18 protein-coding genes and 1 pseudogene are annotated in these 24944 nt (G+C 41.5%); 4 read left to right on the top strand and 15 right to left on the bottom strand.

Going from position 1 to position 24944, the window contains the following annotated elements:
- Positions 1-6: 6 nt before the first annotated feature.
- Together E4N78_RS03715 and murC are read right to left on the bottom strand one after the other, a co-directional pair.
- Positions 7-873 carry a YicC/YloC family endoribonuclease gene (locus tag E4N78_RS03715; protein WP_255811721.1) on the bottom strand — a complete coding sequence of 289 codons (867 nt, stop codon included), beginning with the start codon at positions 871-873 and terminating at the stop codon, positions 7-9.
- 15 nt (positions 874-888) lie between these two features.
- Positions 889-2331, bottom strand: a complete 1443-nt coding sequence (gene murC / locus E4N78_RS03710) for a UDP-N-acetylmuramate--L-alanine ligase (RefSeq protein WP_255812314.1) — start codon at positions 2329-2331, stop codon at positions 889-891.
- A gap of 138 nt (positions 2332-2469) precedes the next feature.
- Here murC and E4N78_RS03705 point away from each other — a divergent pair, with 138 nt between their 5' ends.
- Positions 2470-2607 carry a hypothetical protein gene (locus tag E4N78_RS03705; protein WP_255811720.1) on the top strand — a complete coding sequence of 46 codons (138 nt, stop codon included), beginning with the start codon at positions 2470-2472 and terminating at the stop codon, positions 2605-2607.
- The gene (locus tag E4N78_RS03700) at positions 2552-6385 is read left to right on the top strand and encodes an InlB B-repeat-containing protein (RefSeq protein ID WP_255811719.1); all 3834 of its coding nucleotides are present in this window, start codon (positions 2552-2554) and stop codon (positions 6383-6385) included. The genes E4N78_RS03705 and E4N78_RS03700 overlap by 56 nt, the downstream gene beginning before the upstream one ends.
- Before the next feature lie 660 nt (positions 6386-7045).
- Here the strand turns inward: E4N78_RS03700 and E4N78_RS03695 are convergent.
- Positions 7046-7243 (bottom strand): annotated as a pseudogene (locus tag E4N78_RS03695) (hypothetical protein); the annotation flags it as partial.
- A 177-nt stretch (positions 7244-7420) separates the two neighbouring features.
- Here E4N78_RS03695 and E4N78_RS03690 point away from each other — a divergent pair.
- Positions 7421-8773: a bifunctional folylpolyglutamate synthase/dihydrofolate synthase gene (locus tag E4N78_RS03690; RefSeq protein ID WP_255811717.1), complete on the top strand. Its 1353-nt coding sequence runs from the start codon at positions 7421-7423 to the stop codon at positions 8771-8773.
- On the opposite strand, the gene E4N78_RS03685 is transcribed toward E4N78_RS03690, so the two are convergent.
- The 12 genes from E4N78_RS03685 to E4N78_RS03630 form a co-directional block, all read right to left on the bottom strand.
- The gene (locus tag E4N78_RS03685) at positions 8706-9500 is read right to left on the bottom strand and encodes a pseudouridine synthase family protein (protein ID WP_255811716.1); all 795 of its coding nucleotides are present in this window, start codon (positions 9498-9500) and stop codon (positions 8706-8708) included. The genes E4N78_RS03690 and E4N78_RS03685 overlap by 68 nt on opposite strands.
- A complete protein-coding gene (locus E4N78_RS03680; RefSeq protein ID WP_255812313.1) occupies positions 9494-10546 on the bottom strand; it encodes an RluA family pseudouridine synthase in 1053 nt (350 codons plus the stop codon). The genes E4N78_RS03685 and E4N78_RS03680 overlap by 7 nt, the downstream gene beginning before the upstream one ends.
- Positions 10533-11048 carry a hypothetical protein gene (locus tag E4N78_RS03675; RefSeq protein ID WP_255811715.1) on the bottom strand — a complete coding sequence of 172 codons (516 nt, stop codon included), beginning with the start codon at positions 11046-11048 and terminating at the stop codon, positions 10533-10535. Before E4N78_RS03675 ends, E4N78_RS03680 begins: the two co-directional genes overlap by 14 nt.
- Positions 11045-11938 carry a 16S rRNA (adenine(1518)-N(6)/adenine(1519)-N(6))-dimethyltransferase RsmA gene (gene rsmA, locus E4N78_RS03670; RefSeq protein ID WP_255812312.1) on the bottom strand — a complete coding sequence of 298 codons (894 nt, stop codon included), beginning with the start codon at positions 11936-11938 and terminating at the stop codon, positions 11045-11047. Before rsmA ends, E4N78_RS03675 begins: the two co-directional genes overlap by 4 nt.
- Before the next feature lie 12 nt (positions 11939-11950).
- Positions 11951-12598 (bottom strand): PTS sugar transporter subunit IIA, encoded by a 648-nt coding sequence (locus E4N78_RS03665; RefSeq protein WP_255811714.1) that lies wholly within the window; start codon positions 12596-12598, stop codon positions 11951-11953.
- Between the two features lie 124 nt (positions 12599-12722).
- On the bottom strand, positions 12723-13949 hold the full coding sequence (locus E4N78_RS03660; protein ID WP_255811713.1) for an FprA family A-type flavoprotein: 1227 nt from the start codon (positions 13947-13949) through the stop codon (positions 12723-12725).
- A 139-nt stretch (positions 13950-14088) separates the two neighbouring features.
- The gene (locus E4N78_RS03655) at positions 14089-15294 is read right to left on the bottom strand and encodes an MFS transporter (RefSeq protein ID WP_255811712.1); all 1206 of its coding nucleotides are present in this window, start codon (positions 15292-15294) and stop codon (positions 14089-14091) included.
- 436 nt (positions 15295-15730) lie between these two features.
- Positions 15731-16771 (bottom strand): ABC transporter ATP-binding protein, encoded by a 1041-nt coding sequence (locus tag E4N78_RS03650; protein ID WP_255811711.1) that lies wholly within the window; start codon positions 16769-16771, stop codon positions 15731-15733.
- A complete protein-coding gene (locus E4N78_RS03645; protein ID WP_255811710.1) occupies positions 16768-17745 on the bottom strand; it encodes an ABC transporter ATP-binding protein in 978 nt (325 codons plus the stop codon). Before E4N78_RS03645 ends, E4N78_RS03650 begins: the two co-directional genes overlap by 4 nt.
- A 12-nt stretch (positions 17746-17757) precedes the next feature.
- A complete protein-coding gene (locus E4N78_RS03640; protein WP_255811709.1) occupies positions 17758-19152 on the bottom strand; it encodes an ABC transporter permease in 1395 nt (464 codons plus the stop codon).
- Positions 19152-20192, bottom strand: a complete 1041-nt coding sequence (locus E4N78_RS03635; protein ID WP_255811708.1) for an ABC transporter permease — start codon at positions 20190-20192, stop codon at positions 19152-19154. Before E4N78_RS03635 ends, E4N78_RS03640 begins: the two co-directional genes overlap by 1 nt.
- 156 nt (positions 20193-20348) lie before the next feature.
- Positions 20349-22964, bottom strand: coding sequence for an ABC transporter substrate-binding protein (locus E4N78_RS03630; protein ID WP_255811707.1), 2616 nt, complete (start codon positions 22962-22964; stop codon positions 20349-20351).
- 193 nt (positions 22965-23157) lie between these two features.
- Between E4N78_RS03630 and E4N78_RS03625 the strand changes: the two genes are divergently transcribed.
- Positions 23158-24936, top strand: coding sequence for an ABC transporter substrate-binding protein (locus E4N78_RS03625; protein WP_255811706.1), 1779 nt, complete (start codon positions 23158-23160; stop codon positions 24934-24936).
- The last annotated feature ends 8 nt before the right edge of the window (positions 24937-24944 follow it).

Raw genomic sequence — 24944 nt, 5'->3', positions numbered from 1 at the left:
TTTATCCTACTCAACATTCCTGCTTTGTTCTCTTATGTTTTCAAGAGCATCTTTTACTTCGATAATAGACTGAGACATTTCAATCATCTGATTTTTTGAACCTATTGTGTTTATCTCCCTGTTTATCTCTTGACATATAAAGTCGAGTTTTTTTCCTACAGGAACACTGCGTTTAAGCTCAAGGGATAAAGCATCGCAATGGGCTTCAAGCCTGACAATTTCTTCGTTGATTGTATACTTAACGAGCATTACGGCAACTTCCTGCATAATACGCTGTTCATTTATTTCGCTGCCTAAAAGCTCGGTAAATTTTTCTTTAATATTTTGACAAAAAATTTCTTCCATTTTGGGAGCATACTTTTTTATTGTCTTTATAGAAGAATAGATTCTGTCCAGATTGCTTAAGATATCTTTTTTTAATACAGCTCCTTCATCAAGCCTAGTTTTATCGTATTTTATAAATGTTTCTTCAAAAATAGGCAACAATATATTTTCCCAGGCAGGAATATCTATATTTCTTTCAATTGTAATAACGCCTTCTTTTTCGGAAAAACGGTTTATATCTATTTCGGGACTTATTCCGGCAGCCTCAGCCACCTCCCTCATGGCCTTTGCATAGGCCTTTGCAACCTTAGTGTTTGTAAGGATATCTACATCTATATCCGCATCCTTTACACGGAGGGAAACCTCAACCTTCCCGCGGGCTATCCTTTCAGAAAAGTAAGCTCTAAAAACAGGCTCAAGGGCAGAAAGCCAAAAGGGAAAATTTAAATTTAAATCCAAATATCTTGAATTATAACTTTTTAGTTCCAAACTTATAAAGGAATTAGGTTCGGTCTTTTCGGTAAGGGCATAGCCCGTCATACTTTTCATATATTTTTCCTTATTTTAACTAAGTTCTTTTAAAATCTCGGTACCTAGAACATAATTATTTCCCGCACCTATTGTAATAAAAATATCCCCCGGCTTTAATTTTTCTAAAACAAATTTTTTTGCATCCAATACTTCATTAAAGAAAAAGACATTTTTATGATATTTTTTTGTTCTGTTAAAAAGGAGCTCTGCATCTACCTGCCCCTGATATTTTTCACGTGCCGAGCTGAAAATCTTGTGCAAAATTACCATATCGGCATCTCCAAAACAAGAAGCAAATTCCTCCAAAAGAGCTTCCGTCCGAGTGTACGTATGGGACATAAAGTCTGCAATTATTCTTCTTTTCGGATAAAATTGGCGTAAGCCGCTTAAAAGAGACTTGATGGCTGTAGGATGATGGGCATAGTCATCATAAATCAAAATATCCTTAGATTCTATCTTACCTATTAACTCGGTGCGCCTCTTTGCTCCGGCGTATGAAGATACGGCCTTTTTGATGGCAGAAACATTGGAAACCGAGATTTCGCCGTATTCTTCTTTTAAAAGGCTCACCGAAAGGGCTATTGCAGCCGCGGCATTTAGGGCATTATGTTTTCCCGGAATCTGCAGATAAAACTCTCCCGAAAAGCCGGCAAGAGAAAAATAAAGTTTTTCATCCCGTACGCCTGAAACAGTCAGCTTATAATCTCCCGAAGCTTTTTCCCCATAGGGAATAAAAATAAGATCGGGTCTGCTGGAAAAACTTAAACGGGCAGCCTCGCAAGCGCCATCATCATCTGCACAATAAAAGAGCTCGCTGAATTGGGGAAGTCTGTCTATATACTGCAAAAAGGCAGTCAATATAGACTCATAGGTCGGATAATAATCTTGATGATCCGGTTCAACTCCCGTTAAAATTATCTTTTTAGGATGAAAATTTAAAAAATGCCTTTTATATTCGCAAGTTTCGGCAACAAAATATTTTGAACCGCCGAGCATTGTGCATGAATCGCCGAAGCTCTTTATTACGCTTCCTGCCAACACCGAAACGGGAAGTTTTAATTCTTTTAAGATAGAACCCGTAATCCCCGTTGTACTGGTCTTTCCTTGGACGCCTGCAATACCGCAAGAATAGGAATGACGGGACAAGGCTCCTATAGCCTCGGGATAAGACATCTTAGGAAGGTCTCTTTGTTCTACCTCATACATTTCTTCGTTATTATCGGGGGAATAGGCAGCCGAATAAATAACAAGCCCTGTATCATCAGGAATATTATCTGGAGAAAAGGGAGAAAAAATTTTTATATTAAGTTTTTTTAAAGCATCATCAGTATAAAAATTTTCAGGCACATCACTTCCTGAAACCACGGCTCCACGCGAAACCAAAATTTCCGCCAAAGCCGTCATTCCCGTACCCTTAATACCGATCATATAAATCTTAAAACCTTTTAAATTATCGGGTAGAATAACTTGACACATACACATATAATATTCCATATTCCGTTTTTTAGCAATAGGGTTTAATTTACGAGGATCCAAAACTTGAAGTATTTGCGGAATCGTGCTATACTGTACTACGAATAATCGAAACCTCCCCTAAATAAAGGAAAAACAATTATGAAAAAACTTTTAAAGATTTTAACAATTACAGCAGCACTATTGACAACTATAATACTTACAGCCTGTAAACAGTTTTTAGATGACCCCGAAGAATTGGTCGGCGGAAGTTATCCCTTCGAATTCAGCCATAAATAAGCCGGCAAAAACAATAGACGGTGTGCAGTGCGTATCATCGGCGGAAGAGGTAAAGGTTACGATTAAACTGACGAACCCCAAAAACATTAAGCTCGTTATGCCTACATCCCCCGCCGATGCAGGAAAGGTTATCAGCTTTCCGGGCCTTTCAACGCAGCCCACATACGGCACTTACTATACTCTAGTTCAAACCGCAAACGATAAACTGGAGCTTACGTATAAACCGCTCTTTTTGAAAGACTACGAGTGGTGTACCAAAGACATCGGAGCTGAAATTACCCTTATAGCCGAGGACGGAAGAAAATTCGGTAAAAAGGCCGGCTTTAACCTCAAAGTGAATACTTCGCCGCCCAAGCCGACCGCCGTTCTTGCAAAGACAAATTCGGCTTCTCCGACTTACGTTTTGTGTCTGGAAGTTCCCGATATGGGTGTATCTGTTACCGGCGGAAAGCTCCACAAAGACATTGCACAGATTGAAATAAACGGCACTTCATACCCGCTGACGGTAAGCGGCGGAGATTTTGTAAAACCTTCCGATGCGCACTTTATTACGGCGGTTACACAGCTTGCAGGTTATCCCGTGCCGCCTTCCGGTAACTGGGTTTTGTACTACGATACCCAGTTACCGGTCGGTAATGCATACCAACCTTACACAGTTAAACTCAAGGACAATAAGGGACTGGTTTCTGCAGTGCTTGAAACGGGAACAGCCCGTCCGCAGCCGCCTCTCGAAACCGTTAATATAGCGCGTGGTCAGCAAGGTGCGGGAAGCGGAAGTGGAACTTCCGTAGGCAGCCCCATCATCATAAACGGGGAAACGAGTGCACCCGAAGCGCAGATTACAATACAAAATATCGCAGGAACAACCGTTCACTGCACGGTACAAGAAGTAGTCGGCGGCTCGGCAACGGGGGCTGTATCGCCGTATGACGGTAATCCCGTTACGGCTTCGCTCGGCTTAGGCACTGCAAACGAAAAGCTTTACGAGGTAAAATATCACACGGACGGCACGGGATATACGCCGACATCGACTACAACGAAGTATTACAAAGTTCTCAAGTGTCATAGCGTTACTTTCCACGCAAACGGCGGCACATTTACGGACGGTTCAACTACATCTACATCGCGTACCGTACTCGTGCCGCACAACACGGCTGCTGCTGCACCCGTTACTCCCAATGTACCTACACGGGCGGGCTATACCTTAGGCAGCAGCTGGTATAAAGACCAAAACTGTACGCCGGGTCAAGAATGGAACTTTACAACACCGATAACCGCCAATATCACGCTTTATGCACAGTGGGCACCGAATAGCGGTACGTCATACAGGGTCGAGCATTATCAGGAGCTTCCTGCCGAGCCGGCAGGACAATATCCTACAAGTCCGCAGGAAACCGAGAACCCGACCGGCACAACGGGAGCTCACATCACCGGAATATATAAAACCTATACGGGTTTTGAGTTTGCGAGCCAAGACCCTGCAAGTGCAACAATCGCGGCGGACGGCAGTACGGTTGTCAAAGTATATTACAAACGCAAGACCGTAAACGTAACGTTCAATCCGAACGGCGGAACCATAAGCGGCAGTACGTCGAATGTAACGCTCTCAGGCAGATTCGGTACGTCGCTCACGGTTCCGGCAAATCCCGTCAATACAGGCTATACCTTTAGCGGCTGGAGTCCCCTATTATCTACACCGCCGGTATTCCCCTCGAGCAATACCACCTACATGGCACAGTGGACGGCAAATACCTACACGGTACGCTTTAACGGCAACGGTCATACGGGCGGTACTATGAGCAATCAGACGTTTACATATAATGTGCCTCAGAATCTTACTGCAAATGCGTTTACAAAGACAGGTCATACCTTTGCCGGCTGGGCAACGAGTTCCGGCAGTACTACTGTGGCACATGCTAACGGAGCTCTGGTAAACAACCTTACCGATGCTCAAGGCGGGACGGTAGACTTGTATGCAGTGTGGACGGAAGACCACTACACGGTACAATTTTGTGTAGAAAGCGGTACCGGAACTCTAACGGCACAGATAACGGGCGGAACTTCCGGAACATCGAACAACTCAACCCTGCAGACCCTTGCTTCAAACATTACGTACGGCAAAACCGTAACCTTTACCGCAACACCCAAACTTGCATGGGAAGTGGACGGCTGGACAAAGGACGGCACTCCGGTAAACGGAACGAATACCGGCTATACGCTTACAGTAACCGGCAATACAACCGTAAAGGTCAAGTTTAAGAAAACGACAACCATAAAATCAACAGACCCGCAGCCGTGGAAACTGCTGAAAAGAGCTGTCGAAATCGCCGACAACAATGCCGTTATCACGATAAACGGCGAAATTAAGGCGACAAACGTCGGCAGCAACTCAGGCCAAATCATCATCGAAAAAAACATCACGATACAGGGCAGCAATAATACTACAGACATCCTGAACGCAAACTCAGGCGGCACGGATGCCCCCTCAACCACACACCGCATTTTCATGGTACAAAGCGGCAAAACACTTACCCTTAAAAAACTGACGCTTAAAGGCGGTCAAAACACAACCGGAGCATTTGGCGGCGCCATTAATGTTACCGTCAGCGGCAGCAAGGCACAGCTTGAGAACTGCATTATCGAAGACTGCCAAGCAAACAAAGGCGGGGCTATCGGATGCGGCTTGGGCACCGCCGTAAACCTTACAAACACAATCATTAAAAACTGCAAAGGGCTCACACCGAACAATGCCGCCGGCATAGGCGGCGCAATCTACGCAAGCGGCGCAACCGTTACCCTGATAGGCTGCACCCTTACGGGCAACGAGGCGGTGCTAAAAGGCGGCGCAATCTACGCGGTAAAGGCCGACGTTTCGCCGAACACTCCGTCCGCCGTAACAATCAGCGGCGGTACCATCGGCGGCACGGATACAAATGACGCAAACAAAGCGACAGGTACCGGAGCAGACGAAGGCCAAGGCGGCGGCATCTATATCGGCGATGCCTGCTCCTTAAATCTGAAAGATTCCACAGACCCATCCTCCGGCGTTCAGAGCTTGCAGATTCTCGGCAATCGGGCGGCAAAAGGCCAAGGCATATACGCAAAAAACACAATAGTAACTATGAAAGATACCTTGCAAATTAACGCAAACAACGACGTGTATTTGGACGACGGCACAAAGATCCGCGCCGACAGCAACTTAAGCGGATTCACAGCGCGCATTACGGTACCGGACAACAAATACAACCCGAGTACGCAGGTGCTGATAGCCGGTTCGGGCGTAGATCTTGCAAGCCAAGCGGGCAAATTCTTCGTAACGCGGGGAGGAAGTCCTGCGAAGAATTGGTGTGTTGGCAGCAACGGTAAACTGACAGATGATCCTGCCACGATTTTTGACACTATTTCGAATGACCTGATAAAAGCATTCGAAAGCAATCTGACTACCACAGATTATCAATACAGTAACAATAACTTGAAAGGTCGCCTTATTTTTTATAAGACAAATAATGGCAACTACGGCGTAATGCTGATAGCCGATACACCGTCTATTGGTGCAGATATTTACAATCTGAAGTTTAAGTATAAAACCTATAGCAAGCATGATGGAACGATACTAACGAATGGTGACACAACTGTGAATGGAACATATAGTTTTGATTTGGACACCGGTACTCAAAGCACGTCAACAGCACCTCTTAATGATACGAAAGACTTTTACCTATATGGCTCAATGTATATCGAGCCGCAAAACGGTGCTAAATTTTATGTGCTGCCGTAACAGGGCGGACTGCACAAACAGTGTTTGAAAATGCAAACGGTTTTTGCAGTCCGCTTGAGTTTTGAGGGCAGCCATTATTCCGTAAAAGACAACGGAAATTCGCAGTGGTATATTGATAGCAACGGTTATCTTAAAAAGAGATAATAGCTCTATTTGCAAGTTTTACGGAAAGGAAAACTTGAAGCGGACAGCAAACCGAATTAAATCTGTAGTACCAATTCATCCTGTCCGCCCCGCTCGGATCAGGGGTACCCACTCGGACGGGTGAAGAGTTCCCACTCGGGCAGGTGAAGGGTAGCCGCTCGACCGAGTGGAACCGTTCCCTTCGAGCAGAAGGAATGCTTCCCTCCGCCCTGATCGAGCCTCTCGCATCGCTCGGATCAGGGGTACCCACTCGAACGGGTGGGATGTAAAACTACAGGGGTGAACAGTTCACACCTGTAAGAGTGGACGGGCTATCCACATAATGCAGGAGTGTGCCGCACTATAATGCAGGGGTGTGCCGCACTATAATGCAGGAGTGTGCTGCACTATAATGCAGGAGTGTGCGATACGGTAATGTCGGGGTGTGCGATACGGTAATGTTTTGAGCTATAATACGGGGAAAACCGATTATCTAAAGCTTTGGGCGGATTGGCTCGTGCGGCTCGGAACCAGACTCTATGGAAAAGTCCCAATCCCTCTGTTTTCAACCACTAATTTCTCAATCTCTTCTTCGGAAAGGCCGGTTATTCTCATAATAAACTTATTATCACATTTTTCCATTTTCATAAGTTTGGCTGTTTCTCTTTTAGCTTCATAAGCTCCCTTATACCTTGCATCCATCTCAAAAGTAGACATTAACCTGTATTCCTGCCTTTAAAAGGGCAAGGGACAACCACCGTTCACAATTTTAAGCCGCCTACCTGCATAAGAATGGACACTTTATCCGCATAAGAATAGGCGGTCTATCCTGTGCCTTATCATCCTTACCGATAGTAAATATCGGTACTTTTTAGTAAAATCGATTTACGTGATTAACAAGGGAGGACTCCTATGAATACAGAAGAATTCGGTAAATGGCTTGATGCCTTTATAAATTATGAGCGGAATGCAAATAAAAATGAAGATAATCTTAAAAAAATGCGGAAATTTGCCGATTTTTTTGGTAATCCTCAAGAGGACTTTTTATCGATTCATATTGCAGGCTCAAAGGGAAAGGGCTCCGTTTCTACTATGATTGCTTCAATCTTAAAAGAAGCCGGAAAAAAAACAGGCCTTTATACATCTCCCCATGTATCGGACTTTAGAGAGAGGATGACCCTGGCAGGAAGTTTTTTTGATGATGAGGCCTATTCCGGCTCTTATAAAAAAATCGTTGAAGGCTTTGGGGCTATACTCAAAAAGGAGCCCGAAATAGATCCCGGTTGGTTTGAAATAGTTACGCTTACGGCCTTTTTGCTTTTTAGTATGCAAAAAACGGATTGGGCGGTTATCGAAACGGGGATGGGCGGAAGGCTTGATATGACAAATATCCTCAAACCTAAGGCCTGCGTTCTAACCCCCATTGAGCTTGAACATACCCAATACTTGGGCGATACCCTCGAAAAAATAGCTTTTGAAAAAGCCGGCATTATAAAAGAAAGCACTCCGGTCTTTTGCTGTAAGCAGCCCGATGAGGTGCCGGCGGTCTTTAAAAAAAGAGCGGCTGAGCTGAATGCGGAATTTTTTTATATCCCCGAAATCCTAAAAGAACCCGTAAACTATAGTCTTTCAAAAGCGGGCTTAAAAATAGATATGGAATTCGAAAAGTCGCATTACTTGGGCAGCCTCTTTAAAAGGCCTATAAGCTCAAACCTAAAACTTCTTGACCTGATTCAGGCGGAAAATGCAGCCCTTGCAGCCTGTACGGTAAAATATCTTTTTCCGGAAATGGATGAGGCTCTTATAGAAAAGGGGCTTGCATCGGCCTGGCTCCCTGCCCGCTTTGAGATTCTTTCGGATAATCCTGAAATTATAATAGACGGAGCCCATACAAAGAACAGCATTGCCCTGTGCATGAGCACCTATACCGAGCTTGTAAAGGAAAAAGGAAATCTCATCTTTGCTTGTGCCGAAGATAAAAATGTAAAGGACATGGTTCCTTTTTTTAAGGATAACTTTGCAAAAATCATCGTTACAATTCCGGGTCATTCAAAAAAAAGCAATCCCGAATTAAGCTATAAAATTTTCCAAGAAGCTCTAAAAGATTCTTCCTGTATGATAGAAAAAGATGCAGACTATGAAGCCGTAATAAAAAATGAGATAATCGAATGTAGAGAAAAAAAGCGGCCTCTTTTGATTACAGGATCATTTTATCTGGCGGCTGAAGCAAAAAGGATACATAGTCTTTTGAGTCCTCAAGCTTAAAGTTTTTTTTAGGCTTAGGAAAAGAAAGACCTACGGCATATAATTGCAAGGGATAAGAATGTGTATCGATTTTTTCTTGCGGAAAATCTTTGAATTTTTCGTTGTATAATGGATCACCGTAAATAGGCAGCCCTATGGAAGCCAGATGAGCCCTTACCTGATGTCTAAATCCTTGAGTTAATGTGCAGGTTATTATCGGTGCCGAATTGCCTGTAGGCGGAAAATTATTTATATCGATAATATTGGTCGTATACATTTTACCGGTAGAAGAAAAATCTCGCATACCGTAAAAAACAGGTAAAACTTTTTTTCCTTTAGGCCCATAAGCTTTAAACTGGCTTGAAATTCTATATGGAAGACTCGCCGCTGAAAAATCCGCATTTAAATCCGCCTCATTATCAACATCCGTAAAGGCGGCATAGGTTTTCTTTATTAAATCGTTTCCTTGCATTAAATTTAAGGCATCATAGCTTTCTTGATTTTTTGCTATTAAAACCAAGCCGCTTGTTGCCGTATCAAGCCTGTGAACAAGACCTGCTTCAATATCTTTTTTTCCTTTTACCGACGCTGCTCCGGGGCAGCTTTTTAAAAACCAAGAAACCAGAGTCCCTTCTTCGTCTTCCGTAAGAGGAGCCGTAGGCATCCCGCGAGGCTTATATAGAACTGCATAAGCATCATTTTCAAAAATAACTTCAACTTGAGAAGAAAATTTACAATCAATTAACATAGAGCCTCCCGTATCAGTATTTGTTTAAAATCCTTAGGTATAGGTGCCTTAAATTCTTTTTTTGAATTTACGGTATCAGGAATTATCAGCTTATAAGCATGAAGCATAAGCGGCATACCGGTCTTTTCAAGACTTGTCTTTTTGACAAGACCGGTCTTTTTTTCAAGACTTGTCTTTTTTTTGCCGTAAACCTTATCGCCTGCAACGGGGCATCCCATAAACTTGGCATGTAAGCGGATTTGATGAGTCCGGCCTGTGTAAATCCTAAAAAGAACCAAGGACATTTTTCCGTTGGATTTCAGAACCTTATAGGCTGAAAGAGCAATTTTTCCCTTTGACAAATCGGCAGAAACACTAAATTTTTTTCTGTCGGAACTTGATCGAAAAATACAAGTTTTTATCCTGCCCTTATTTTTAGGCGGAACGCCGTCAAGAACTGCAAGATAATATTTTTTTACCGCCCTTTTTTTAAAAAAAGATTTTAAAAGCTTTTCGGTTTTTAAATTCCTTGCAGTAATAATAAGCCCCGAAGTTTCCTTATCCAGACGGTGAACAATACCCATGCGGTAAGAGTCGAAGGGAAGATTCTCAATAGTTTTTACTTCTTCCCTTAAAAGCTTATTAAGAGCTACGGCAAACTCATCCTTAATTTCGGAATCATAAAGCCTGTAATAATTTAAGGCATTTACAAGGGTATTATCCCAATTTCCACCAGCCGGATGACTTACCATACCCCTTTCCTTGTTAATAACAATTATATTTTTATCTTCATAAATTATATTAAGCGGAAGTTTTTGAGGATGGGCATATTCGGGGATCGGATTATCCCAGACAAGCTCAATAAGGTCTCCGTTTTGTACATTACGGGAAAGTTTGGCTTTTTGCGAATTTACATAAAGAGATTTTAAGCCCGTCTTTAATTGAGAGCGGCTTAAGTTTTTCAAGGTTTCGGTACAATAAACATCAATCCTGCAAGGAGATACAAGACCGTCAACCTTAAATTTTTCGGATATGGATCTGCAAGGAACACTCTTATTGAGCCCCATCGGATTCCTCTGTTTTGGAAGATTCGGTTTCTTCACTTTTATTTTCTTCAAGGGGAATCAAAATAATTGCAGGCATTTCTTCTTGATTATGTTTTTCTAATTTTTTTTCATTAGATCGTTTAATTGAACGGTAGGTTAAATCTATTATTGCAACTCCTAAAGAAATGCCGACAGCCGTTAAAAAAATTCCCAGTTGTTCCTTTTCGGTAAGCTTTACCGCAACCTTGGCATCTTTAATAGGCCATGGATTATAGGCCGGATCCCCCTTATGGGCTATTGAGCGGCCTATGTCATAGGCCCAAAACGACAAAAGCGAAACAAAGGGCAAGGCACCGAAAGTTATAATCTCAAAGCGGCGTAAATCCTTTTGCCATTGCTTAAATTCCTCTGCCCCATAAGGATCGGGAGTTCTTGAAACATTGGAATCTTCAGCATAAACCGGAAAAACGGAAAAAAGAGAAACAAAGAAAATTAAAAAAGCAATTTTTTTTGTATGCTTCATTTATTTTTATCCAAAGAAGAAATTATATCAGAAAGAAGCAAAAAATCATATAGGGCAAGGGATTCGGCTCTTAAATTTCCGCTTAAGCCTGACCTTTCTAAAACAAAATCGATCTTATCGCCGTACCCGTTTGATTTCATCCACGAACCCAAATTGTTTTTTATATTTTTTCGGCGCGAAGAAAAAAGAGCTTTGACTATTTTAATAAAAAGCTTAAAGTTTTTATATTCTGCAAATTCTTTTTTTGCCTTAAACAAGACGGCGGCGGATTCTACATTGGGCTGGGGCCAAAAGGCTGAGGCAGGAATAGTCTTAACTATCTTGCACTCATAAAACAAGGAGCAAAGTACCGAAAATGCCGTATAGTTTTTATTGTCAGGCCTTGCAGTAATCCTTTCGGCAGCTTCTTTTTGCACGGTAAAGAGCATTGTATCAAAAACGGCTCCGGCTTCTACAGTAGAAGCAATCAATTCGGAAGCAATGTTATACGGAAGATTGCCGAAAAAAATATCGGGCTTTCCGTGCTCTTTTAAGTAAGGAAGCCAGTTTTTTTGAACATCCCCTTCAACAAGAGTAAAGCTTTGTTTTGAGTTTTCTAAAAAGAATTTCTTTAAAAGGGATATAAAGCCCTTGTCAATTTCAAAGGCGGTAAGCTTAACTCCCTTTTCTAAAAGAAGATAGGTCATAGCCCCAAGCCCGGGGCCTACTTCCCAAACCCTTGTTCCCTTATCAAGATTTAAAAAGGAAATCAAGCTATCGCGGGTCTTTTTATCGATTAAAAAATTTTGGCCGAATTTTTTTTGCATGGCAAAACCCAGAGTCTCTAAAAGAGCCTTGAGTTCCGCCGGAGAGTCATAATTCGGAAGACCTAAAAGAGCCCCGGAGTCCATCACTACCGCAGCCTATTCGCACAAAAGAGCATAAATCTCCATGGGGTCGGTAGAATTTAATAGGCTGCTTTTAAGCTCTTCATTACGCAGTTTTGCACTAAAATGGGAGATTGTCTGCAAATAATAATCATGTTGATTGTTTGCAGCGGCAATCATAAAGACCAATCGCACGGGGTTTCCGTCAACAGCATCAAAGTCTAAGATATCCCTTTTAGAAATACCTACAGCCATTACAAGATCGGTAACTGAGGACAATCTTACGTGGGGAATGGCAATTCCTCTTCCTACAGCGGTAGACATGAGAGCTTCTCTTTTTAAAATTGCATCTAAAAGCTCTGCCGAATTTTTTACCTGAGGAGCCTTAGCCAGCACCTCCGACATCATAACCAAAACATCATGCTTTGTAGAATAATCTAAAAGGACAACCCTGTCAGGCGACAAAAAATTTTCGGTTACTATTTTATGCTGCTTAGGAGCCGAAGTTTTTGAAGAGGCTAACCTTTCATCCACCCAGCTCTCAATATCATCTTTTTTAAAACGCCAGACCGTCCCAATCTTTCCGGCAGGTATTTCACCTTTTTGAGCCCACTCGTAAACGGTTCTCTCGGAAACACGCAAATAACGGGCTACTTCTTCAATAGTTAAAATTTCGCTTGCCAATAACTTACCTCACTAAATATTTAAGCTCTCTCGACTAAACATATAAACTAAAAAAATGAGCTCAAGTATTCTGCATAAAATGTAAGAATATGTCAAGATATCGCAAAGTTTTTGGGAAAGATTTTTATCCGTTTTTTACGGCCCTTGCCAATTCCCTGCCTCTTTCTTTTAATATCCGCTTATCCTCATCGCTGAGCTTACCCTGCCATTCATGGGATTCGATATTGGTCCACTTAAATTTTTCTATTTTTTCCTCGTATTCTTTTTTGGCTCCCCCTACCCAGCCCCAGCTTCCTATGCGGAACACCTTTTTATTGATAAAGTGCTTCCTTTCAAATAGGTCAAGGATATGGGCCATAGGCGGGAACATCTTGTACTCATAGGTAGGCATTGCCAATAAAAGACCTGCAGAGCGGTAGGCTTCTCCCAAAATAAAGGTAGCATCCGTGTCGGGAATTCTATAGATAGAATAAGGTACGCCTTCTTCATCTATTCCTTCAATAACCGCATCAAGACCGGCCTTGGTATAACCGTACATTGAGCCCCAAATAATACAGATGGTCTTTTCCAATCCGCTTCCGGTTCCGGTATTATAATCTGCAAATTTTTTATAAAGTTCTACGATTCGTGAAGGATTTCCCCTCCAAACCAGACCGTGACTCGGACAAATAAATTTAAGCTCAAGGGCGGCAAGTTTTTCGATTCCCTTGTTTACAAAGGTACTGAAACTTGCAACGATGTTTGCATAGTACCTAAGGGCCTCATTTTCAAAAAAGTTAAGTTCATCTTCCGTGTGCTGGTCATCGAAGATTTTTTCGCCTATACAACCGTACGAGCCGAAGGCATCGCAAGAAAATAAAATTTTATCGTCAGGGTCATAGGTCATCATGGTTTCGGGCCAGTGGATATTCGGCGTCTCATAAAATACAAGTTTTTTCCCTCCGCCTAGGTCCAAAACCTCTCCGTCTTTTACGGCCCTTACCCCCTCGTTTATCTTAAAAAAGTTTTTGACAAGGGCAGCACCTTTTGAAGAAGCCAAAATTTCGGCCTTAGGGTTTTCTTCCTTCACAAGGTTTATAAGGTCTGCGTGGTCAGGTTCAAGGTGGTTTAAGATCACATAATCAAAAGAAGAAAACGAAAGCCCTATGGATTCAAGCTGCTTTCGGTAAGAATCTACCGAGCCGTCCCAGTCTTTTACTATATCTATAAGGGCGGTTTTTTCTCCCTTTACAACATAAGAATTTATAGAAACGCCGTGAGGCAATAGCCATATACCTTCAAAGCGTGCTGTTCTGTCATGTATATCTGCATGAATACAATAAACGCTTTCCGTAAGTTTTTTTGCTTCCATAAAATTGATACCTCCATAAAATAAAAGCTGCGAGTTACAGTAACCCGCAGTTTAAATACTATCATAAGAAATGTATTTGCTCAAGAGAACCAAAGTTTGTTTTGTTATAAATTTTATAATAGACAGTTTTTTGCCTCAGTTATTGTTTTACCTTTATTTTCCCAAATCTCGCGGTAATTATAATTCCAGTAAAACCTGAAAAAACCGCTCCTGCAATAAGAATCTTAAAAAAACCTGCATAGTCAATTACAATGCCGATTATAATCGTTGTACCGATACCTACCAAACTCGCAAATCCGCTTACCAACGAAAAAACCGATGCATGCGCTTCTCCTTTAATTACCTCACTTAGATGTCCGTAAAAAAGCGGAATAACGGCTCCTGTTCCCAAACCGTAAACAAACATTGCCGCTGTAAACGGCTGTAAAAATAGATATGTTTTTGAAAAAATACAACTGTTACCTCTAATCGCCATAATACAAAACGAAACGGCAATCAATATAAAGCAACTTGTAAGTATTTTTCTTTTAGCTGAAACGGTTCTAGCTTTACGAGCTGTATACGAGGCAATAGCTCCTCCTACAAGAGTGATCGATCGCAATAATGGAATATGTGCATCTGTAAAAGATAAAGAGCGAGCCATATTTTGCCAAATAAGAATATATATGGAAAAACAGGTGTATAATGAAGCTAAAATTAAACCAGCCTGTAAAACGGATTTACTATGGAATAGCTCGTTTACGGACGATTTTAAATTTTGCTTTATCGTTGCATCTTGAGCCTTGTTATCGGGGAAAATAAAAAATGCTGCCCCCGATAAAATAAATAAGCCTATTCCGGCAAAAACAAATAAGCGGTTAATACCTAAATCGATAAAACGGGTTATCAGTAAAATTGAAACAACGGAAAATATATTTATGCATGTTCGAGAAATAGAAAAAACTCGTACATTATTTTTTTCATTTTCTATCTTTTTATTTTCAGAAACAAGCCAGCCTTCAAGTGAACCCGATAAAAAAGCATCACTTATCCCTGCAAAAAAAGAACCGAACAAAAAAAATAAAAAGTTTCTCGCAAATCCGTAACATAAATACTGCATACAAGAAAAAAAGAGACCTGCAGCAAAAGTTTTTTTGCGCCCAAAGTAATCGGCTAAAAGACCTGAAGGATATTCAAAAATAAAACCTACACCGAGAATAAGCGAAAATAAAATACTTATTTGAAAATACGAAAAGTTTTGATTTTTCAAATAAAGTGATATTACGCATGAATTTAACACAGTAAAAAAAATATTCGCCGTCTTTAAAAAAATAAACCATTTTTCATGTGTCTTAAATTTACTCATCAGCACATCTCCCCATATTGTAAATAAGTTTTTTAAATTCTGAAAAACCTCCTGACTCATGATATTCTTCATATCATCTATGCGCTATTTTTATACCATACTATGAAGCATTTTTTTCATATTCCGTACCAGGATGAGGACATAAAATGTATGTAGACTTCCTTAAAAACACACAGTTGCATCAGAAAACGGTTAAAAAGCCTCAAATTTATCAGTTTATTATGTAAAAAATTGATAAGGCTCCTCTATTTTAAAAAACACAAAGCAAATTTAAGTCAATTTTTTAGAGGAGCCCATTACAAGAATCACTCACTATGCAAATGCTGAGAGTGTGCTAGTTCCCCTATGTTCCTGAGTTTTTATCCCAGCATAGCCACTGATTTGTAAAAACTTCCACTTCAGGGATAATCCATTCTGTCATAATTTAAACTCCATTTTACCCCTTCTTAATCTCTTCGGCCTTTCGGCAAGCATGAAAGTGTCCCTTTCCTATGTCCATCAAAGAAGGTTCTTCCATAGAAGAACATGACTCGTCCGCATAGGGACATCTCGTATGGAAGCGGCAGCCCGAAGGCACATTTGCAGGAGAAGGAATTTCTCCCGAAATGGGAAGTTTTTTAATCACCTTGAGCATTCCCGGTTTGGGCTCGGGAACGGCTTCAATCAGGGCCTGAGTATAAGGATGCATAGGATTATCTATAACATCATCGGCATCCCCCATCTCTACGATGCGGCCGAGATACATAACCGCTATTCTATCGGTAAAATACCTTGCCGTTGAAAGGTCGTGGGTAATATACAGATAGGTAAGACCCAGTTTCCTTTGAACTTCCCTCATCATGTGAAGAATTTCCGCACGGGTTGAAAGGTCGATCATCGAAACAGGCTCATCCGCAACTATAACCTCGGGATTTAGGATAAGGGTTCTCGCCGTAGCTATACGCTGTCTTTGACCGCCCGAAAGCATGTGAGGATAGCGTGTCATAAATTCCTCAGGCGGGTTGAGCTTTACCTCCGAAATAGCCTTGATGATTTTTTCATCGTTTTCGGCCCTTGTTCCCTTAATCTTATGAATAAGAAGAGGTTCCTCCATTACATCCCGAATTTTAAAACGGGGATTCATAGAAGCATAAGGGTCTTGGAAAATCATCTGAACACGGCGGCGGTAAAAGGCAGTTTTTTCCTTGTCGCTGTTTGTAACATCTTCCCCATTATATAGGATTGTTCCCTCGGTAGGAGTATGAAGCTTCATCGCTATCTTCCCTATCGTAGTTTTACCTGAACCCGACTCCCCTATGAGGCCGAAGATTTCTCCCCTCCTCAGACGCAAGGTAACATCATCTACAGCCTTTATCTTTTTGGCTATACCTTTTGAAAGGCTTTGGACAAAACCTTGATGGGGCTCAAAATATTTTTTTATATTAATCAGTTCAAGAACATGGTCATTAGGATCTATCTTTTTTTCGTTATCGCTCATTTTACACACCTCCAGCATGCTACTTGATGCCCCGGTTCAACCTCAATAAGAGGAGGTTCAACTTCGAAGCACTTATCCATTGTACAATGACACCTCGGATTAAAACGGCAGCCCTTGGGCGGAGAAATAAGGTCGGGCGGTGTTCCCGGAATATAGGAAAGCTCGCTCACCCTCTTCCTTAAAAGAGGTGTTGCCTGTAAAAGTTTTTGGGTATATGGGTGCATGGGCTCCTTACCGTATATCTGATCATTGGTTCCGAGCTCGGCAATTTTTCCCGCATACATAACACAAATCCTATCCGAAATCTCGGCTTCAAGCGACAGATCGTGGGTAATAAATATAAAGGAAAGCTTAAATTTCTGTTTTAGTTCCTTTAAGAGATTTATAATCTGGGCTTGAACAATAACGTCGAGGGCTGTGGTAGGTTCATCCAGAATAACCAGTTTAGGCTTTAAAAATAAACCGCTTGCTATAACAACCCTCTGCTTCATTCCTCCGGAAAGCTCGTGGGGATAGCGGTTTAAAACTTCGGGCGGAAGGCCGACATAGCCCAGATACTCTTCCATTAGGTCTTGAGCTTCTTTATCGCTCATTTCCTTGTGCTCCCTCAAGGTTTCAAGCATCTGTTTTCCGATTGTGTAAACCGGAGTTAAACTGTTCATCGCTCCTTGGAAGACCATCGAAATTTCCTGCCAGCGCACATTTTTTCTTATCTCTGAATCGGAGAGGGGAACAATATTCCTTCCATTGATTATAATCTGAGAATTCTCCTCTACTCTTCCGGGAGGCGAGGGCATTTTAAGCAGAGCCATACCTGTAGTCGTTTTACCGCAGCCGGATTCTCCTACAAGTCCCAGCGTTTCGCCGGCATGAAGAGTAAAACTCACATCATCCAAGGCTTTTACAATACCTGCGGAGGTGTGATAGTACAATCTCAAATTTTTTACATCAAGAACTACTTCTTTATTTTCCATATTAAAACCTCCTTACCTTGTCCTGAGTTTAGGATGCAGTATCTTATCCATTGCAAAACCTAGGAATGCAAATATCATACCCAAAAGGGCTATAAAAAGACCGGGGGGAATAATCCACCACCATAAGCCGTTTAAGGTTGCACCCGAACTTTGAGCATCATGGAGAATTTGTCCCCAAGTTACAATAGAAGGATCTCCCAAACCTAAAAGCGAAAGAGAGGATTCAAAAATAATAGCTCCCGGAACCGAACTTGCCATAATAGCAAAAGAATAAGGCAAAAGAAGAGGTGCGATATGTTTTAGAATGATTCTCCATTTTCCGGCACCGAGGGCCTTTGCAGCTTCAATATAGGTTTCTTCCTTTATTTGTAAGGCCATTGAGCGGACGGTCTTTACCGAGCCTGTCCAGCCGAAAATAATAAGGGCAAGGATTATCATCCATATACTCGGTTTAAAAACTGCGGCCGCTACAATCAATATAGGAATAATAGGAACGGACACGACTATTTCAAAGATAAACATCATAATCGTATCAACCGTTCCGCCGAAGTAGGCACTTATAATTCCGTACATAACGCCGACCAAAACCGAAATAATACTTGCAACAAGACCTATTAAAAGAGCCCATTTTAAACCGGCCATAACGCCGGAAAATAAATCTCTCTTGTTTAGGTCGGTACCCAAAAGTCCCGAAACCGCTCCCGGAATTATAAGCCGAGGATTTTCAATCTTATTAGCAGAGTTGGATGCAACATCTTTAGGTATAACGAATTTAAAAACATATTCACCCTTTAAAGGCTTTTTATCCCTGTACATGGTCTTTGAAACTTCAGAGAACAATAACTGAACAGGATTTGCATTTCCCGATGTAGCAGAAGCGCCGTAAGAAGCCGTAAACTGCTGCATTGTGGATTTTGCATCGGTTAAAACCGTAAAACGGCTGTGATAATCTTTTAAATTTCCTTTTGGAAAAACACCGAGCTCAATACGCTTTCCGTCAGGCCGGATAACATCCATACTCATTATTACATTGCCCGTAAGTTCGGCTCTAAAAATAATGTTATTGGGATTTTTATCGTAATTATAGTTATACTTAAAATTATAAACCTTAGCCTTACCGAAATGCTCCGATTCCTCTTCCGTAATCTCGGGTTCGGTAAACCGAACCGTCCTAGCCGATTTTTTTGAGCTGAACAATTCCGACCATACGGGAGGGGCGGAAGCAGGGTTATCTTCCCAATAAGAAATGTTATGCCAATTATCGTTTGTTCCCTTAAAGGGCAAGACAATAGGCTCAAGTATAATTAAAAGCACAAGTAAACCTAAAAGAACTATAGCAACTATGCCTATTTTTTCTTTTTTAAAATCATTCCAAAATTCTTTAAATCTATCAACAAAATTTTCCATTATTCCTTGCCTCCGACTTTTATACGCGGGTCTAAGAAACCGTAAACCAAATCAAGGATTATAAGACCTGCTTGATAAAGACCTGTTGTAATGGCCAAATCTCCCATTAAGACAGGGATATCGTTTTGCTGAACGGCGATCCAATAAAGCTGACCTAGACCGGGCCACGAAAAAATACCCTCAAATATGATACTTCCCGACATTGAGGCCAAAAAGGAAAGCAATATCATCGTTACCAATGGAGGTGCCGATGTCCTTAAAGTGTGGCCGTGAAGTACCTTCTTTTCGGGGATACCGCGCGCCCTTGCACTCATTATAAAATCTTCCTGCAATGTCCCCAAAACAAGGTTTCGGATAACGTAAGCCGTACTCCAAAAACCTAAGAAAACTAAGGTAAGAATCGGAAGAGCAAGATGCTGCAGCCTATCAAATACAAACCATATACCTTCCGGCACAGGGACAGAGTTTACTCCACCCGATGGGAAAAGAGGAATTTTATAAACAAACACAAATATTAAAAGCATGGCTAACCACCAGCTGGGCATACCGTAAATGATAAGAGTAATCAAACTTGTTACCTTATCCTGCCGGCTTCCCGGCTTTTGGGCTTTTTTTAAGCCCAGGGCTAAACCGATCAGCGTATTAATCACAAAGGCTGTTGTAAAAAGCAAGAGGGTTCTGGGAATCGCTTCTCCCAATATTTTGATAACCTCTTGAGAACCCGTTAAGGATTTTATCGTCGTCGATTTACCGAAATCAAAAGTCAAAACCCTCTTTGCGTTGTGTAAAACACGTTCAACTAAGGGCCTGTCTAATTTATATTGTCTGATAAGGGTCAATTCTTGATCTTTACGCCATGCCATTATCTGTTCGGCAGTCATATTTTTTAGACCCTTTGCTTCAGCACGTACCATTTCCATTATCTGGCTGCGCTGAACCTTTTCATTTATCTGATTAAATAAAAAAGAAAAGATAAAAATAAGAATGGAATATATTACTACACCGCGTAAAATACGTTTAAGTGCATACCACTTGTACATAAAAGTCTCCTACAAAATTTAGGCTTTGAGCTCAAGGCACATTACCGCTAAAAAAGCTCAAAATGCCTCAAAGCCTTTGAGCATCTCTAAAAACATTATTACACTTTTAGAGATACCCTGCTTCAAGGCATCTTGATTTAAATACAATCTTACATTTTATTTAAGAATTGTAAAGCTTACCGAATTTGCTGAGGGCGGCTCATCGGAAATTGAGGTTAATACAACCATTATATATTCCACGCCTTTTTCAAGTCCGGCTAAGTCCGATGCAGGTACGGTAATAGTGAATTTACCGTCACCTATTGCTTTAGCAGTATAAGTCTTCTCTCCGCCTGAAGGAAGCTGGAGACGTCCTTCAACCTTTCCCTTATCGAGAGGAACTCTTTCAACCTCAGGATAAGCATACTTGGAAACGGTTGCCTCAAATACGGCATCCTTGTCTGCCGAAGGAGCTACAGGAGCCTTGACATACTGAATCTCGGTAAGGTCCGTTCTAAACATATTCGGGAAGTAGTCGCTCTTATAAGGATATTTATCAAAGTTAGCCAATACGACGGAGCTTGTAATAGGGTCGATTTTTTCGAACATCAAGGGACCTGTTGTAATATAAGCATTTCCGTATTTTTCGATAAAGGCTATAGAAGCCTTGTATCTCTTAAGGGCGTAATCTTCATTTATAAAATCCTTTAAAGACACAGGAATATGCTTTGAAGCAACAAATTCTTCCAATTTGGCCTTGAGGTCTGCAAGACAATCGGGGTTTTTAACGTTTGCTTCTACACCGCGCTCTCCGCCGTCTTTAGCAAAGTTATAAACCGTTCCGCTCTTTGAGCCGTGTACTACCATTTCTGCCAAGGCTTCATAAATTTCCCAAGGTACGTTTGTTCGTCGTCCGGGGTTAGCAGCCTTTACGCTTAAACCGCCTACAGTTATAGCTGTGTCTCTTGGGATAGGAGCATGGAAGTAGTTACTGTATGTAGTGATAGAACCGTCCTTATTAAATACTATACCTTTTGTGGTTTTAAGACTTGGAAGAGTTACACTGCTTAAAGGAGCATCATAGTAGAGGTCTCCCTCTCCGTCTTGAATAGCCCACTCATAAGCAAAAGCAAAGGCATACCTGACATCGTTAAGATCGACAGGTTCGCCGTGATGCCAGTAATAACCGTCTACAAGCTTACCTGTTACAACAGTTGCAACACTTTGACCGGACTCTGCAGGAACCCATTTTTTTGAAGCCGTATCATACATAACGGCTTCTGCAGGAACGGGAATATCACCGCCCATTGCAAGTTCATCATCTCCTTCCTCTGTCTTGTTGCCTGTGGCTACGAATTTGGGAGCGAATTTCGCATTTGCAACATCAACCGTTGACATAGCAAATTCCAATCGTCCTACAGCAGGGTTATCAAAGGAAGCTCTATCGGTAACGGCATTAAAAAAGGCAGTGCTATAAGAATCACTAAAGCCCTGTCCGCCTACAGGATCCCATTCAGACATAAATAGGGAGCCTTGAGCCGAATACTGCAATACGCGCAAAACCCTCTTTCCCTTATAGGGGCCATCAGCATCGGGCTTAACATCGGCACATCTTACGGTCCAGCCGTTAAAGCCGTCAGAGGTTCCATAGAAAAGACGGGAATTAAATCTTCCTCTGTTGGCTACAAATAAATCGTTTTGAGAAACAACATAAACGCGGACAGCCTCTCCCATTCCTATAGCACACATATCGGTTGTTTCGCTAAAGAATTCTTCGGCAGTCAAATACTGTCCGTAGGCGGCCTTTTTACCTAAAACATCTAATTTTTCGTTTGAATAATTCCAGAATTCGGCCTCTCCGCCTCCGGGCATGTAGCCGTAGAAGGGGCTGTACATCTGGCAAAGAGGAGTTTCCCATGTTACATAGAAACCGCCTGAACCCCAGCCTTCAAGGTACATAGTCCAATCATAGTTGGCAGGGTTTCCGCCGTAAACAAGACTACCGGCTGTTTTTCGGTCGCGCTCAAAACCTTCAACCGTAAGACCGGCTTTTTCGATTTGAGCATGAATATAGCGGGCTGCAGGAAGACGGCCTGTAGGATCGTCAACACGCATTATGGACTTAATTGTAACGGGCTTGCCCTTGTACATCCATTTTCCGTTTTCCTTTACAAGTTTTCCCTTGTTTTCTGCAAGTTGAGAAGCTTTTTGCATAGCATTTTCAATCATGTTGACGGCTTTTTGCTCATCTCCCGTTTCGGTGATACCGAATTTGGAAGCCAAAATATTGTAGCGGTATGCTCCGGGAAGACCCACGGTACAGGGAGTGTACATAGGAGAGCCTTCACCCAAAAGAAGTTCATCTACCAATTTCTTTCGGTTGATTAACCAGTTAAAAGCATAGCGGACTTCCTTGATTGCAACGGGGTTAAACATTTCCTCTCCGGCTTCGGTCTTCCAAACATAGGGAGCCTTGTTGGGAATAGGATTAAATAGAAGAGACCAATAACCTGTAGGAACGGGATAAACATCTATCTTATCTCTGTCTTCATCACTTAAACCCGACAAAAGTACCGGCGGAACAGAGGTAAACATAAGGTCTACCTTTCCCTCAATAACATCTTTTAAGGCAACTGTTTGATCGGTACTTATGGAGTAGACAACCTTATCTACATAGGTACCGTTTTTTACGGGGCTTTTGCCTCCTGCGGCAGTTCCGGCGCCGCCTCCGCATGCAGTAAATACCAAAGCCACTGCAAGCATACATGCTAAAAACTTAACAAAATTCTTCATTAAATTCCTCCTGTTGTTTTTATGTGTTTAAAACACTGCATATATTAAAACATACTATTATGTATTTGTCAAACATTTTTTTTATTTTTTATTTTATTGAGATTTTTTTACCTTAATCTTTACATTTTTATCATTTTATGATACACTTTTTCCTGGTAATTTATCTTACCGACTAAAATACTTGGAGGACACTATGAAAAAAATTCTGGTGCTGATTGTAACACTAGTGCTGGCTTTTTCCGTAATAGCATGCGGCGGAAACAGTGCAGCAACAACTAAGACAAACGAAAGACCTTTCGTTGTAGCTTCTGCAGAATTTAACGGCGACTTTTACACAGGCTGGACAAATTCGACTTATGACAACGATATCCGAAAGTTGATCTGGGCATTCGGTCTTATGAACGAAAATTCCAAAGGTCAAGTTGAGGATTCGCTTCTCGTTGCAGAAAAAAAGGTAAGCGATGACCTTAAAACATGGACATTTAAGCTTGTAAAAGGAGCAAAATTCCATAACGGTGAAGCTTTAACTGCAAAGGATGTAAAGTTTACATATGACTTTTACATGGATACAAAAGCTTTAAGCGATACGGGAGGATCGTCAACAATCAACGATTATGTTGAAAGTATTGAAATTGATGAAGCCGCAAATACCGTAACTTTCCATCTTAAAAAAGTAAGCTATACCATTGACACAGCCGTATTCAGTTCTTATTACCTCTTCCCTGAAGAAACCTTCACAAAGGGGGCAAAGGAAGAAGGTCTTACCGTACAGCAGTATGTAAAAAAACATATTTCAAATCCGATCGGCTACGGACCCTACAAGATGACCGAGTACAAGGAAGGCGAATATGTTAAGTTGGCAGCCTTTAAAGACTACCTCGGTAAAGTACCTGCCATCAAAGAGGTAATCGTTAAGGTTGTTCCCAGTGAAACCGAACTTGACCAGCTCCTTCAGGGTGAAGTAGACATGCTGACAGGTCAAGGTCAAGCCGAAAAAATTGATCCCGTTAAAGATAAGCCCGGCTTTTCTTACACCAATTACTATAGACACGGAGGAGGAACAATCGCCCTCCACTGTAACTTCGGCCCCACTTCCCTTACGGAAGTACGCCAGGCCTTTGCCTATGTTCTTAACAGACCTAAAATCATCGAGCTTTTCTTAGGTCAATACGGTATTTCTTCCAACGGCCCCTACTCCAAAAACGACTGGCCCTTGTGGGATGATGATGAAGAAAACCTTATTGGAACAGCTGCCGTAGGTAAATTCGAAAGCACCTTGACAAGCTATGATATCTTAGATAAAGACGGAAAATTCGATGAAGCTGCAAATATTGCAAAAGCTCAGGAACTCCTTGATAAAGCAGCTGCAAGAAAAGACGGAGATTATGCAAAACTCACAGGTAATGCAAAATCAGGTTATCTTTGGGAAGGAAAACCCCTTGAAATCAAGATTACTTACACACCTTTCTGGTCAGATACATATAACCTCATATTTAATGATACTTATGTTTCAAAGCTCGGCTTTAAGATAAGTTTAACAGGTCTTGATTGGCCCGTAATGTACAGCCACTGGACAGGAGACACAAAAGAAGAAAGAACTTATCATGCTTTTGTAGGCGGTGTAGGTTATGTACTTAAAGCCAATCCCAAAGCCGACTATGCAACAAATCTTATTATGCCTTGGGGACAGCCCTCTAGCAACAACGTAATGTTCTCGGGAGGTTCTTCTTATACCCCTGCAGAATGGGACAAGTTGCTTGACGACATCGAAAATGTTCATCCCGTAACCGGAAGAGAAGAATACAGGAAAAACTGGAGAAAATTCGTAACTGCTATAAATAAAGAAGTTCCCGTTATCCCTGTTTACTCAAATAATTATTTTGACCTCTTTACAGATAAATTGGAAAACTTCCATACTACAGCTTTGTGGAACTGGGCAAGAGCTTTACCTGAAGCAAATTGGAAAAAATAATTAGTCCA

The organism is Treponema denticola, assembly GCF_024400535.1.
GTDB lineage: Bacteria > Spirochaetota > Spirochaetia > Treponematales > Treponemataceae > Treponema_B > Treponema_B denticola_C.
Note: the sequence above shows the minus strand (reverse complement) of the source record. Positions and strands in the feature narration are given on the sequence as shown.